This is a genomic window from Pseudomonas sp. NPDC087626 (assembly GCF_044743405.1).
In the GTDB taxonomy this organism is placed as follows: domain Bacteria; phylum Pseudomonadota; class Gammaproteobacteria; order Pseudomonadales; family Pseudomonadaceae; genus Aquipseudomonas.
Map to the genome: position 1 here is coordinate 53596 of NZ_JBIUWJ010000004.1, position 13899 is coordinate 67494.

General features: G+C 62.9%; 9 protein-coding genes. 3 read left to right on the plus strand and 6 right to left on the minus strand.

What is annotated here, in order from left to right; translation table 11 throughout:
• Positions 1–140: 140 nt before the first annotated feature.
• Both ACIOVD_RS05000 and ACIOVD_RS05005 read right to left on the minus strand, forming a co-directional pair.
• A complete protein-coding gene (locus ACIOVD_RS05000; RefSeq protein ID WP_095167420.1) occupies positions 141–1427 on the minus strand; it encodes an OprD family porin in 1287 nt (428 codons plus the stop codon).
• A 291-nt stretch (positions 1428–1718) separates the two neighbouring features.
• Entirely contained in the window at positions 1719–2414 is a 696-nt protein-coding gene (locus ACIOVD_RS05005) for a DsbA family protein (RefSeq protein WP_401126435.1), read from the minus strand.
• 228 nt (positions 2415–2642) lie between these two features.
• On the opposite strand from ACIOVD_RS05005, the gene ACIOVD_RS05010 reads away from it, so the two are divergent.
• Positions 2643–4739, plus strand: a complete 2097-nt coding sequence (locus tag ACIOVD_RS05010) for a TonB-dependent receptor (protein WP_401126437.1) — start codon at positions 2643–2645, stop codon at positions 4737–4739.
• Positions 4740–4791: 52 nt separating this feature from the next.
• Here ACIOVD_RS05010 and ACIOVD_RS05015 read toward each other — a convergent pair whose 3' ends face one another.
• The 4 genes from ACIOVD_RS05015 to ACIOVD_RS05030 form a co-directional block, all read right to left on the minus strand.
• Positions 4792–4992 (minus strand): hypothetical protein, encoded by a 201-nt coding sequence (locus ACIOVD_RS05015; RefSeq protein WP_095167425.1) that lies wholly within the window; start codon positions 4990–4992, stop codon positions 4792–4794.
• 245 nt (positions 4993–5237) lie between these two features.
• The gene (gene aguA / locus ACIOVD_RS05020) at positions 5238–6344 is read right to left on the minus strand and encodes an agmatine deiminase (RefSeq protein WP_095167427.1); all 1107 of its coding nucleotides are present in this window, start codon (positions 6342–6344) and stop codon (positions 5238–5240) included.
• A gap of 5 nt (positions 6345–6349) precedes the next feature.
• A complete protein-coding gene (gene aguB, locus ACIOVD_RS05025) occupies positions 6350–7228 on the minus strand; it encodes an N-carbamoylputrescine amidase (RefSeq protein ID WP_401126439.1) in 879 nt (292 codons plus the stop codon).
• Positions 7229–7563: 335 nt separating this feature from the next.
• Positions 7564–10476: an aminotransferase gene (locus tag ACIOVD_RS05030; protein ID WP_401126441.1), complete on the minus strand. Its 2913-nt coding sequence runs from the start codon at positions 10474–10476 to the stop codon at positions 7564–7566.
• Between the two features lie 172 nt (positions 10477–10648).
• Between ACIOVD_RS05030 and ACIOVD_RS05035 the strand changes: the two genes are divergently transcribed.
• Together ACIOVD_RS05035 and ACIOVD_RS05040 are read left to right on the plus strand one after the other, a co-directional pair.
• Complete coding sequence (locus tag ACIOVD_RS05035; protein ID WP_320334520.1) at positions 10649–12457, plus strand: ATP-binding protein; 1809 nt, start codon at positions 10649–10651, stop codon at positions 12455–12457.
• Positions 12454–13857 (plus strand): sigma-54-dependent transcriptional regulator, encoded by a 1404-nt coding sequence (locus ACIOVD_RS05040; protein WP_401126443.1) that lies wholly within the window; start codon positions 12454–12456, stop codon positions 13855–13857. Before ACIOVD_RS05035 ends, ACIOVD_RS05040 begins: the two co-directional genes overlap by 4 nt.
• Positions 13858–13899 lie beyond the last annotated feature (42 nt).

A 13899-nucleotide genomic window follows, 5' to 3' on the forward strand; every position in this document is an offset into this window, starting at 1 on the left:
GATTGCGTTGTCCTGACGTCCATCGCGAGCAGGCTCGCTCCTACAGGGGGCGGGATGTTTTCAGCATAAAAAAGCCCCAACTCTCGCGAGTCGGGGCTTTTTTTTCAGCCTGGTATCAGGCCGCGATCACGCATGCTTTATCAGAACACGTTGATCGGGTAATCCACGTACACCCGCAGCTCGTTGCCGCTGACGTTGTACTCGCTGGATTTCTGCGACACGCGCAGGATCGAGCTACGCAGCTTCACGCTCAGGTCTTTGGCCGGGCCGCTCTGGACCACGTACTTGAACTGGTTGAAGATTTCGCGCTCGGTGCCACCGGTGCTGGTGGAGGTGGTGATGTTGTCGCCACGCACGTAAGCCACGTTGTAGGTCAGGCCTGGCACGCCGAAAGCGCCGAAGTCGAGGCCGTAGCCCAACTGCCAGCTGCGCTCGTCTTCAGCGTTGAAGTCGGACCAGTAGGAGTTGGCCAGGTAGATAGTGTTGCCACCGTCACCGACACGACCCTGGTCTTTCTGGTAGCCGCCGTAGGCGTAGCCCAGGTTGCTGTCACCGGTGCTGCGCTGGTGCGCCAGGGTGAACGAGTGCGGACCGGTGGCGAAGGTGCCTGCCAGGCTCCAGATCTTGTTGTCGTCGCCAGTGGCGCCGCTTTCACGAACGTAGGAGTCTTCCAGCTTGGTGCGGTAGCCGTTCAGGTCCAGGGTCAGGGACTGATCGCTGGCCAGCGGGAACACGTAGTTCAGGTTGATGTACTGCTTCTTCAGCACGTCTTCGACGTCGGAAGCGTACAGCGCACCCTTGAACTGCTCGGTGAACTGGTAGCTACCGCCCAACACGTTGATCGACTTCAGGCCACCGCTGTCACGGCCTTCGGCGCTTTTACGCGACTCGGCAGTGAAACGACCGGCGTTCAGTTCCAGGCCTTCGATCTCTTTGGAAGTGATCAGGGTACCGGTGTAGCTTTCCGGCAGCAGGCGGGAGTTGTCGTAGTTCAGCACCGGCAGGGCCGGCATCTGGTCACCGTAGGTCAGCACGGTGCTCGACAGACGGAATTTCACCGCCGCGCCAGCCTTGGACAGGTCGTTGGCTGCAGCGCCGCTGTCGCCTTGCTTGAAGAAGTCGATGCCACCGGCACCGCTACGACCCTTGCCGCCGTCCAGGCGCAGAGCGTACAGACCGAAAGCGTCCACACCAACACCGACGGTGCCCTGGGTGAAGCCCGAGGAGAAGGTGCCAATGGCAGCCTGGCCCCATTCGGCCTTATCGTCGTTACCATCCTTGTAATCGCGATTGATGTAGGCGTTGCGCAGCAGCACTTTCAGGCTGCTGTCTTCAACAAAACCCTTGGACTCAGCTTGGTCATTGGCCATTGCTTGAGTCGCGCTCAACATCCCCAGTGCGATCAGACTAATACGCTTATTCAACATGTTATTTTCCTTATTACGGGTTGATACGCGCTGTGACCGCTGGCTGAAATGGCTGCTTTTGCGCTCTTTTTTCATCCCTAAACAAAAGGGCCCGCCCACACAAAAGCGTGGCGGGCCCTTTTTTATTGTTTTGAGTCGTGGCTACGTGCCACAGGCGTTGGGGCGAATCCTATCCGCGCATGTAACTGTGTGTCAATTTCGTGAATCGTCTGTAATAAGACGAAAATTGTCTAAGAAATCAGTTGCCGGCGGTACTCATAGACTCGTGGATAAGCCGCTGAGCCCGCACGATCAATGGGCACAACCGTCCAGCCCACAGGTCGGAGCCACTGCCGCGCTATCAAGCGCAGGCTGTTTCAGCGACTGGCCCAGCCATTGGGCAAAGGCTTCAGGCTTGCCCAGCCAAGGGCTGATATCGATCAGGGAAAACTGCCCGCCCTGCTCCAGCACCAGCGTCGGAAACCCTTGCCCGCCAACCTCTGCCAGCAGCCCCCGGCTGTACTTGAAGTGGACCTGCAACTCGTTGGCCAGGACCTGTTTGAACTCAGCATCAAAGGCCTCGGCGTCCAGGCCGATGGCGGTGGCCAGTTCCCGCAGTACCGCCTCATCGGCAATGCGCCGACCTTGCACATAGTGTGCGCTCTGCAAGCACCCGAGCAGTTCCAGGCCACGACCACCAAGCCGTTCCGCTGCCAGCACTGCTGCGGTCGGTGGCGCCGAATCGAAGACTGCCGAATGATCGCGCAGCAGGCCGTCGAAATAAGCCTGGCCAAACGGTTGCCCGCTGTACTCGGCAATTCGCCGGTCGTGGGGCATCACATAGTCACGCAATTGCGCACTCACCGGCTGCCGGTTGGCTCCGGTCATCATGCCGCCGCCGTGCAGCAAAACCGGCAAAACCGCCTGCGCTGCCTGCACCAGGGGTTTAGCGCCATAGCACCAGCCACACAAGGGATCGTAAATGTAATGAAGGGTCGGGCCAGACATCCGGGGCTCCAGCAAAGGGTCAGAATTAGTGGCAAGCAGGTTATGCCGGACGCGATCCTGGAAAAACCTCGCCTCGCGACTTGGTTTGTTGCACAGAGCGGTCGAATCGCCAATGAAATAATTAGTAACAATCAATTCAGGCAAGGCATCAGGAATAATTAACGGAAGTAAATAGCAAGCATTACCATTCGCACCCTCGAATGACCTACCCCTCCGGATGCGTTTCAAATGCCTGCCCCCTTCCGTCTTACGTCCGTCACCCTGGGGCTGTTTGCCTCGTTGACCGGCGGTTTTACCTACGCTGCCACCACTGAATTGCCTGCCACCTCGATCAGCGCCGAAGCGGACGAAGTCGACGACCCTCGGGTCAAGGAAGTCAGCACCGCGACCCGCACCGCCACCCCGGTGCGCTACGTCCCGCAGGCCATCGACTCGGTAAAAACCGCCAACCTCTCCGACTACGGCACCAACGACCTGGGCACGGCCCTGGGCGGCATCCCCAACGTCAGCAGCGGCGCCGACACGCGCTTCGACAGCTTGCGCATTCGCGGTTTCGACGCCAGTAACGACTTCTACCTCGACGGCATCCGCGACGACAGCCAGTACGTGCGCGACTTGCACAACATCGAGCGCATTGAAGTGCTCAAAGGCCCGGCCGCAGTGCTGTACGGCCGTGGCAGCCAGGGCGGGATCGTCAACCGGGTGAGCAAGTTGCCAGAGTTCGGCCGCCGCTCGACCATCGAAGCCCAGGGCGGCAGCGAGGACATGCGCAGCCTGTATGCCGACCTGAGCACCGACCCGAGCGAAAACCTCAGCCTGCGCCTGAACATGGGCAACCTGGATGAAAACAGCTTCCGCGACGGCGTCAGTGGCAGCCGCCAACTGTTCGCACCGTCGATGAGCTGGCAACTGACACCGGACCTGAACTGGTTGGTGCAGTACGAATACAGCCGCTACAACCGCACGCCCGATCGCGGCATCCCGGCCATCAACGGACGGCCCGCCGATGTCGGCCGCGATACCACCTACGGCACCGATAACGATTTCATCGACGACAAGTCGCAATCCCTGCGCTCGAAACTCAGTTACGAGCTTGCCGACAACTGGCAACTGCGCCACACCTTGGGGGTGTTCAAGCTCAACAGTGATTTCGACAACACCTATGTCACCAATGTGAACACCACGACCAACCAGGTGGTTCGCCAGCATTGGCAACAGGACCTGACCACCCGCAATGTGTTCAACAACCTGGAACTGGAAGGCGGTTTCAGCACCTTCGGCCTCGAGCATCGCCTGCTCAGCGGGCTGGAACTGGGCAGCCAACGCCGCGATCCGAAACTGTACAACGCGGCCACCACGCCACCGGGCAACAGCCCCGTGCCGAACCTGGACCTGTACCACCCCGACCGGAACATCGTGCACACCGGGCGCATGCAGGTCTTCAGCGACTCCCACACCGAAGTCGAAAGCCGCGCCATTTACCTGCAGGACCAACTGCGCCTCAACGATCAATGGCAACTGCTGGCCGGCGTGCGTTATGACACCTTCGATATCGACTCGACCAACCAGCTCAAGAACATCTCCGAAGACCGCGACAGCCACAGCACCAGCCCACGGCTCGGTGTGGTCTGGACCCCGCTGCAGAACCACTCGTTCTACGCCTCTTGGAGCAAGACCTTCTCGCCCGTCGGTGGCGGCCTGATCGGCATCACGCCGGGCCTGACCACCAACGTCAACGACCTGAGCCCCGAGCTGACCAAGCAGAAAGAGATCGGCGTGAAGAGCGACTGGCTCGACGACCGCCTGAGCACCACCCTGGCGATCTACGAACTTGAGCTCTACAACCGTCGCACCAGCGATCCCAACGATCCGACCGTGACCCTGCTCACCGGCGTGCAACGTTCGCGTGGTATCGAACTGACTGGCGCCGGGAAAATCACCGGCAATTGGTATGTGCGCGGCGGCATGGGCTTTCAGGACGCCACCGTCGAGAAAGACAACAACGGCTTTGAAGGCAAGCGCATCAGCAACGTCGCCAAGCGCAACGGCAGCCTGTTCATCACCTGGAAACCGGAGATGGGCTGGTACGCCGAGACGGGCCTGACCCTGGTGGGCGATCGTTATGCCGACAACCTCAACACCACCGTCCTGCCCGGTTATGGCCGCTGGGACGCCCTGGCCGGTTTCCGCCAGAAAGACTGGGACCTGCGCGCAGCGCTGAACAACATCAGCGACAAGACTTACTACGAGTCGTCGACCAGCGCCTACCAGATCCAGCCTGGGGCACCCCGCAGCCTGGTCGTCACCGGGACCTACAGTTTCTAAAGGCAAAAAAAAGCGCTGCCATCCGGGCAGCGCTTGAGCAATCCATTGTTGTCTATCCTTGCATCACATCCCACAGCGCTTCCAGTTCTGCCTCGCTGAAAAAATCAGCGGGGTAGCGCTCGATCATCATCCTGCGCGGGTCGGGTTCCCTGACCTGTCGCGTTCCGTTGGACTTCAACCATTGCGCCAGCACTTGCAGCGACTCGCCATTGAGTGCCAAGGGATGTGCTGTCCGCTCGCTGACCCTGTTCATTGCAGCGCTCTCTCCCGGTTCTTGAGCGGCCAACTTATCCAAGGTTTATGACAGAACATCGCCGTTCTGCATTCCCGTGAATTACCCTCGGACCGATACAAGAGCTATGCCAAGGCGCCTGGCAGCCCGACGTGCGGCTATAAAAAAGCCCGCAGTCCTTCCGGGCTGCGGGCTGGCTGTGGATGCCTCGATGGCGCGGGCTAAAACGCCCGCTCATCGCCAGCCACAGGCTGTTACAACTTCACTCAACCTTTGTGCGGCGCAGGTTGCTGTTGGGTCAGGCAATGAATGTTGCCGCCACCCAGTAACAGTTCACGCCCCGGCACCATCACCACTTCATGCTGCGGGAACAGGTTCTGCAGGATTTCCTTGGCCGGGCCATCCAGCGGATCGTCAAAGCTGGGGGCAATGATGCCGCCGTTGACGATCAGGAAGTTCACGTAGGAACCGGCCAGGCGCACCGAAGGATTACGCTCCTGGCTGCCGTCTACCGGATCGACTCCCGCGCATTCTTCCTCGGTCGCATACAGCGGCCCCGGGATCGGCATCTTGTGCACGACAAACGGGCGACCCTTGGCGTCGGTGCTGTTTTGCAGGACGTTCATGGCCGCCTGGCAACGTGGGTAGTTCGGATCCTGCGGGTCATCCGTCCAGGCCAGCAGCACTTCGCCGGGACGCACGTAGCAGCAGAAGTTATCCACATGGCCGTCGGTTTCGTCGTTGTACAGACCGTCCGGCAACCAGATGATCTTATCCACAGCCAGTTGCGCGCTGAGCACCGCTTCGATTTCGCTGCGGCTCAGGTGCGCGTTGCGATTGCGGTTGAGCAGGCATTCTTCGGTGGTGATCAGCGTGCCTTCACCGTCGACGTGGATCGAACCGCCTTCGAGCACGAAGCCCTCGGTGCGGTAACGCGAACTGCGCTCGATCTCGAGGATCTTGCCGGCGACTTGCGCGTCACGGTTCCACGGCGAGTACAGGCCGCCGTCGAAACCGCCCCAGGCGTTGAAGTCCCAGTGCACGCCGCGCACTTCACCGCTGTTGTTGATGACGAACGTCGGGCCGGTATCACGCACCCAGGCGTCATCACTGGACATCTCGACCAGGCGAATATTCGGTACATCGAGGCGGGCGCGGGCGTTTTCGTATTGGCCGGCGGACACGGCAACGGTCACCGGTTCAAAGCGGGCAATGGCCTTGGCCACGGCCACGTGGGCGGCTTGTGCAGGCTTGCCGCCCAGGCGCCAGTTGTCCGGGCGCTCTGGCCAGACCATCCAGGCCTGGGTCTGGGGGGCCCATTCAGCCGGCATGTAGAAACCGTCGGCGCGGGGGGTGCTGTGCAAAGTGGTCATAACAATCAGGACTCCAGGGAACCGTCTAGGGTTTTCAGCGGGCCATACAGGTTCGGACGCCGATCGCGGAACGAACCCCAGGCGCTGCGGATGTGCTCCAGCTCATCCAGATCAAAACTGTGCACCAGTATGCCTTCTTCGGTCTGGTTGAGCTCCTCGACCTTCTCGCCGAACTGGTTGGCGATGAACGAAGAACCGTAGAAGGTGATGTCGTAGCCGTCCTGTTCCTCGTTGCCGATGCGGTTGCTGGCGATCAACGGCATCAGGTTGGCACCGGCATGGCCCTGCTGTACCCGCTGCCAGTGGTCGCGCGAGGAGATGCTCTTGTCGTGCGGTTCGCTGCCGATGGCCGTCGGGTAGAACAGGATCTCTGCGCCGAGCAGCGCCATGCTGCGGGCGCACTCCGGGAACCACTGGTCCCAGCAGATGCCCACGCCAATTTTCGCGTAGCGGGTGTTCCACACCTTGAAGCCGGTGTCGCCCGGATTGAAGTAATACTTTTCATGGTAGCCAGGGCCATCGGGGATGTGGCTCTTGCGATAAATCCCCAGGTTGCTGCCATCGGCATCGATGATCGCGATGCTGTTGAAGCGCGCCCGGCCAGCCAGCTCGTAGAAGCTGATCGGCAGGACCACCTGCAACTCCTTGGCGACTTTCTGGAAGTGCTTGATGGCCACGTTGTCTTCAACGCGGGTCGCCAGTTGCAGGTAGTCCGGGTTCGGCTTCTGGCAGAAGTACGGGGCCTCGAACAGCTCCTGGATCAGGATGATCTGCGCACCCTTGCCTGCGGCCTCACGGACCAGCTTCTCGGCGGTCTCGATGTTGGCTTCAAGGTCCCAGGAACAGGCCATCTGGGTAGCGGCGACAATAACGATACGACTCATGAATCATCTCCCGGGCGGGTGCAGGGGGTCGAGCGTGGCATCGACCGATGACAGTAAGGGGATCGGCCGGGCGCAGAAATCCACAGCGCGGCGTCAGGCGACTTTATAACCGATAAAAATCGGCTTTTGAAGTGACCGTAACGCGAACAGAACTTTTTTTAGCGATAAATACCGATAATAATCGGCATTTGTGGCTGATTGACCGATTCCATCGCGGGCAAGCCCGCTCCCACAGGATGACTTTGGGGGCTCAAAGATTTTTCAGGCACCCCTCAACCTGTGGGAGCTGGCTTGCCAGCGATGGCGGCCGAACGGCCACCCTCGCCAGCGCGGGTTTACAAGCCTTCGCCCAGCACCTTCACCAGCATGTCGACAAAAAAATCGACACTCTGGCGCGACGTGACCATCGGCGGCTTGATCTTGAGGACGTTGAGGAAGTCTCCGGTCGGCTGCATGAAGATCCCCAGCTCGCGCAGGCGGTCGCACAGCAGGGCGGTTTCTGCGGTGGCCGGCTCGAGCGTCTCGCGGTTGCGGACCAGTTCCACCCCTAGGTAAAAACCGGAGCCATGCACCGCACCGACCAACGGATAACGCTCGACCAAGGCCTCCAGGCGTTCCTTGAAGTAGCCGCCGACGACCTGGGCGTTTTCCCACAGCTTTTCTTCTTCCATCACGTCCAGCACCGCCATGCCGATGCGGCAACTCACCGGGCTGCCACCGGCCGAAGAGAAGAAGTAGCCTTCGGCTTCCAGCGCTTGGGCAATTTCCCGACGGGTAATCACCGCCCCCAAGGGCTGGCCATTGCCCATGCCCTTGGCCATGGTGATGATGTCCGGGACCACGCCCTGCTCTTCAAAGCCCCAGAAAAACTTGCCCATGCGCCCATAACCGACCTGCACCTCGTCGGCGATGCACACCCCGCCCCGCGCGCGGACCAGCCCATAGACTTGCTGCAGGTATCCCGCGGGCAACGAGATACCACCGGCATTGCCATACACCGGCTCGCAGATGAAACCCGCCAACGGGCGCTTCTGCTCGTCCAGTCGAGCCAGGTGGTGCTCGACGCTGCGCACGTAATCCGGCGCACTGTCGGGCCCGCGGAACTCACCCCGGTAGGTGTTTGGCGCGGTGACCGGGTGCACCCAGTCCGGGCGACTGCTCAGTGCTTGCGGGTTGTCGGCGATTGAGGTCGACACCGCGTCCGCCCCCACCGTCCAGCCGTGATACGCCTCCAGCACACTGAGCATGTCGCGAGCGCCGCTGTAGGCCCACGCCAGGCGGATCGCCAGGTCGTTGGCCTCGCTGCCGCTGTTGACCAGGAACACCCGGTCCATCGAGTCCGGCGCCAGCGCCAGCAGGCGCTCGGAGAATTCAGCGATGGCGGCATAGTGAAAGCGCGAGTTGGTGTTGAGCAGCGACCACTGCCGGCTGGCCTCGGCGGCCATGCGCGGGTGACCGTGGCCCAGCACCGCGACGTTGTTGAGCATGTCCAGGTAGGAGCGGCCCTGCATGTCGATCAGGTGGTTGCGCCAGCCCCGCTCGATGCGCGGCGGATCGACGTAATAGTGCTTTTGCGAACGGGCGAAGCTGGCATCCCGACGGGCCAGCAACGTGTGCGGATCGAGCTCGACCTCGGCATCGCAGGCCAACCCCAGCAACGCCGCCGGAGACGGGCACAATGCTTGCCAGGCCGGAGCCCGGGACGGCGTGCAGAACAGCGGCGGATCGAGTTCGGCGCCACGACACAATTGCACCCGCAACGCGCCGCCGGCCTCCCCCAGCACCTGGCCCTTGAGCACTGCGGCACCACTGTGCAGCGACGGGGTGACACCCCACAGGCGCACGCTCAGTTGGGCACTGTCGAGCTGCAGGCGGCCATCGGCGCTCAAGTGGATGACACCCGCAAACGGCGCCTCGATCGCAGTGCCCATCGGCACCTGCAAATCGACGTGCAGCGGGTAGGTGTCCGGTTCCACCGCACTGTCCGGACGGGTCCGGGACAGGCGGTACTGCCCGTAGCGACTGGCCGCCAGGCCGTGAGCCAGAGCCGCTTGCGCCAGTAGACGCTGATCGATGCCCTCCTGCTCCCAGTTACCGGCTTCGAAGTGTGCACTCAGCACACCCAGGTCGAGCAAGGCGAACTCGCGCCCCACCAGGCTCGGCAGCAAGGGCGCAAAGCCCTGGCTGGCGATCACCGGCAGCGACTCGCCGGCAGTCACCAGGATCGCCGCTTCCATCAGCTCGAAAGGCACCGACGTGGCGACGCGGAAGATCTCCCACTCGTGGCTCAAGTTGTCGCGGCTGTACTGGTTCTGCGGATCGATGCTCACCTGCTGTTCGCCGCTGAGCACCAGCACCGCCGCCCGCGCCACAATCAGTGGCCAGAGTGCCTGCAACTCTTCACGCTGCAGCGGATTGACCGCGTGGTAGGCGCGCACCGCCGGCAGGATCACCATGGGATCACCATCGGCATGGTGCAGCAGCGCCGCACAGGTCACCGACAGATCGGTGATGCGCCAGGTGCGGATCAGATCGCCGAAGTCGATCACCCCCTGCAACTGCCAATGCCGTTGCGCATCCCGCGTCCAGACCACGTTGTCGTCGGTGATGTCCATGTGGATCGCCTGCACCGGCAGCTTTGCCTGCAGGGGCCGCAAGCGCTGCTCGGCGTGCAGGGCGGCGGCGCTGATCAGCTCGCGCTGCTGCGGGTCGCCGATTACCGGCAGCAGGTGTTCGATCAGTGCACTGGCGTGGCGGGCATCCCACTGCAATGTGCGCTCCAGCCCCGGATGGGTGAACCCGGCCAGGGCCAGGTCCATTTCGCCGCAGAGCCGCCCGAACCCGGCCACCACCTCATGGCCCAGGTGATCGAGGTGGGTCAGGGATTGCCCGTCGATGTAGTCGAGCAAGCGCACGTGCAGGGACTGGCCGGCCAGCTCCAGGGTCAGCAGGTCGGCGCCGCTCTTCGCTGCGATGACCCGCGGCACATGCAGCCCCGGGCGTGTCGCCAGGTGTTTGAGCGCAGCGTGCTGAGCCTCAAGCTCCAGCGCGGCATAGTCGCCCCGGCAGATTTTCAGGACGAAGCGCCCCTGATCGCTGTCGAGCCGATAGTTGAGGTCCTGCTGGCTGCCCAGTGACTGCAGCGTCCCGCTCAGCCCGTAGTGCTCACGCAGCAACTCCAGTGCTTGTTCTGCGCTGACTTGCGGACTGGCCAGACTGGCGCGGTGAATCAACGTGGCGAGCAACATACAACGACCCCTGGAATTTTTGTAAGGCGTCTATATCGCCACTGCTCAGGGCGATACGCAACCCCCGGCAGCGGTCAGTGATCGGTCAGCGTGATGGAACGCGTTGCGCGAGTGTCTCGCCGCGCAAGCCTAGGCATAATGCAGCGGTACCCCCAGGCGATGCCCGATGCCCATGACTCCAGCCCTCCCCCGCAGACCCCGTTGGCGCAGCCTGGCCTTGCTTGCCCTGTGCCTGGCTCCCTTGCTGTGGCCGCTGGAGCACCTGGCCGAGCGTTATTACCGCAGCGAACTGGCCGGACAGAACCGCCAGACCCTGGACCTGTACGTCGCCAACCTGCTGGGCACCCTGCACCGCTACGAAGTGTTGCCGCAGATCCTCGGCGATCTGCCCGCCTTGCGCGCCGTCCTCGGGGCGCCGGACGATGGCGTGACCCAGGGCAACGCCAACCGTTTCCTGAAAAACATCAGCGCCCAGACCGGGGCCGAGGTCATGTACCTGATGGACGTGCGCGGCAACACGCTGGCCGCGTCGAACTGGGACAAACAGGACAGCTTCATCGGCCGCAACTTCGCCTTCCGCCCTTACTTCAGCGAAGCCATGCAGGGTCGCCTCGGACGCTTTTTCGGCCTGGGCACCACCTCCACCAAGCGTGGTTATTACTTCGCAGCTGCAGTGCGCGACGGCGAGGAAATACTCGGCGTGCTGGTGATCAAGGTCGACCTCGACCACACCGAAAGCCTGTGGGGCAAGACTCCGGAGCAACTGCTGGTAACCGATCACAATGGCGTGGTCATCCTCACCTCGCGGGCGGACTGGCGCTTCCGTGCAAGCCGGCCGCTGACGGAAGACGAACGCACCGCCATCGCTGCCGTGCAGCCCTACCCGACCCTCGATCCACGACCGTTGCAGATCGACCAGAACGCCTGGTTGACCCAGACCCAGCAGATCGATGAAACCGGCTGGCGCGTCAGCATTCTTGCGCCCAGGACCCTGATCGACCGCCCCGTGCGCACGGTGCTGGCCATCGGCGGCGCGACGCTGCTGGTGCTGATGTTGCTGCTGGGGCTGATGATGCAGCGCCGGCGCCACTATCTGCAGCGCATCGACTTCGAAGCCAAGACCCGGCGTGAACTGGAAGTCCGGGTGGCCGAGCGCACCAGTGACCTGGAAGGCCTCAACCGTAGGCTCCGGGAAGAAGTGCTGGAGCGTGAGCAGGCGCAACAGGAATTGGTCCGCGCCCAGGACGACCTGGTGCAGGCCGGCAAACTCTCGGCGCTGGGCACCATGTCGGCGAGCATCAGCCACGAACTCAATCAACCGCTGGCGGCGATCCGCAGCTACGCCGAGAACGCCGAGGTGCTGCTCGATCATCAACGCACCGACGATGCCCGCGGCAACCTCAAGCTGATCAGCGAACTGACCGGGCGCATGGCCTCGATCATCGCCCACCTGCGCGCCTTTGCCCGACGCGACCGCCATGCCCCGGAAAGCGTCGCCCTGCAACCGGCGCTGGACGATGCCCTGGCGTTGCTGGCCAAGCGTCGCCGCAGCATGGAAGTGGAGCTGATCCGCGACCTGCCGGCCGCCGCGCTGTGGGTCGAGGCCGGCGAAACCCGCCTGCGCCAGGTGCTGGGCAACCTGCTGGCCAACGCGCTCGATGCCCTTACCGAAAAAGGTCCACCGCGCAAACTCTGGTTGAGTGCCGAAACCACCGCCGAGGGCGTCAATCTGTACATTCGCGATAATGGCCCGGGGTTCTGCATGGAAGCCCTGGGCCGCGCCAGCGAGCCGTTCTACACCACCAAGACCCGCACCCAGGGGCTTGGCCTGGGGCTGGCCATCTGCGAAACCCTGATGCGCGCCTTCGGCGGTGAACTGTCGTTCGCCAACCACAAGGAAGGCGGCGCCCTGATCACCCTGCGGCTGCGCGCTGGCGCACCCGGTGTAAGCCTGCAACCGTCCGAGGACCGCAGTGAATGAGCAACCTGATCGACAATCGGATTGAAGTGGTACTGATCGACGACGATCCGCACCTGCGCCAGGCGCTGAGCCAAACGCTGGACCTGGCCGGGCTGAAGATTCTGCCGCTGGCGCAAGCCCAGGGCCTGGCCGCGCGCCTGGAGCGCGACTGGCCCGGCGTGGTGGTCAGCGACATACGCATGCCCGGCATGGACGGCCTGGAGCTGTTGGCCGAACTGCACGCCCAGGACCCGGAGCTGCCAGTCTTGCTGATTACCGGTCACGGCGACGTGCCTTTGGCGGTGCAGGCGATGCGCGCCGGTGCCTATGACTTCCTCGAAAAACCCTTCGCCAGCGATGCACTGCTCGACAGCGTGCGCCGGGCCCTGGCCCTGCGCCGCCTGGTCCTGGAAAACCGCAGCCTGCGCCTGGCCCTGAGCGATCGGAATGAACTGAGCACGCGGTTGATCGGTCACTCGCCGTCGATGCTGCGCCTGCGCGAGCAGATCGGTGCGCTGGCCCCGACCAAGGCCGATGTGCTGATCCTCGGCGAGACCGGCGCCGGCAAGGAAGTGGTGGCCCGCGCCCTGCACGACTTGTCGAACCGCCGCAACGGCCCCTTCGTCGCGATCAACGCCGGTGCATTGGCCGAGTCGGTGGTCGAAAGCGAACTGTTTGGCCACGAACCGGGGGCGTTCACCGGGGCGCAGAAACGACGCATCGGCAAGTTCGAATTCGCCAATGGCGGCACGCTGTTCCTCGATGAAATCGAGAGCATGAGCCTGGACGTGCAGGTCAAGCTCCTACGTCTGCTGCAAGAGCGGGTAGTAGAGCGGCTGGGGGGCAATCAGTTGATCCCGCTGGACATCCGCATCATTGCCGCGACCAAGGAAGACCTGCGCCAATCGGCCGACCAGGGGCGCTTTCGCGCCGACCTGTACTACCGCCTGAACGTCGCACCCCTGCGCATTCCACCCCTGCGCGAACGCGGCGAAGATGCTCTGATGATGTTCCAGCACTTTGCCGATGAAGCCAGCGAACGCCATGGCCTGGCGCCCCACGAATTGCTCCCGGGGCAACGTGCGTTGCTGCTGCGCCATCGCTGGCCGGGCAATGTGCGCGAGCTGCAGAATGCCGCCGAACGTTTTGCCCTCGGCCTGGAACTGGCGCTCGACTCCACTGCCGACGGTGGCAGTCCCGTGTCGCTGACTGCCGAACCCAGCGGCAACCTCAGCGAGCAGGTGGAAAGTTTCGAGAAGAACCTGATCGCCGCCGAACTGGCACGCTCCCACAGCTCCCTGCGCAGCGTCGCCGAAGCCCTGGGAGTGCCGCGCAAGACCCTGCATGACAAACTGCGCAAACACGGCCTGAACTTCGCCGACGCCGCCGGCGCCCACAACAGCGGCGAGGAGCTCGATTGAGCCACAGCCCGCCAGCTGTGATCCCGGCAACCCACCATGAGG

Excerpts from the sequence above, each read along its gene's own strand:
- ACIOVD_RS05000 (WP_095167420.1), bottom strand. The coding sequence starts at position 1,427 with ATGTTGAATAAGCGTATTAGTCTGATCGCACTGGGGATGTTGAGCGCG.
- ACIOVD_RS05005 (WP_401126435.1), bottom strand. The coding sequence starts at position 2,414 with ATGTCTGGCCCGACCCTTCATTACATTTACGATCCCTTGTGTGGCTGG.
- ACIOVD_RS05010 (WP_401126437.1), top strand. The coding sequence starts at position 2,643 with ATGCCTGCCCCCTTCCGTCTTACGTCCGTCACCCTGGGGCTGTTTGCC.
- ACIOVD_RS05015 (WP_095167425.1), bottom strand. The coding sequence starts at position 4,992 with ATGAACAGGGTCAGCGAGCGGACAGCACATCCCTTGGCACTCAATGGC.
- aguA (WP_095167427.1), bottom strand. The coding sequence starts at position 6,344 with ATGACCACTTTGCACAGCACCCCCCGCGCCGACGGTTTCTACATGCCG.
- aguB (WP_401126439.1), bottom strand. The coding sequence starts at position 7,228 with ATGAGTCGTATCGTTATTGTCGCCGCTACCCAGATGGCCTGTTCCTGG.
- ACIOVD_RS05030 (WP_401126441.1), bottom strand. The coding sequence starts at position 10,476 with ATGTTGCTCGCCACGTTGATTCACCGCGCCAGTCTGGCCAGTCCGCAA.
- ACIOVD_RS05035 (WP_320334520.1), top strand. The coding sequence starts at position 10,649 with ATGACTCCAGCCCTCCCCCGCAGACCCCGTTGGCGCAGCCTGGCCTTG.
- ACIOVD_RS05040 (WP_401126443.1), top strand. The coding sequence starts at position 12,454 with ATGAGCAACCTGATCGACAATCGGATTGAAGTGGTACTGATCGACGAC.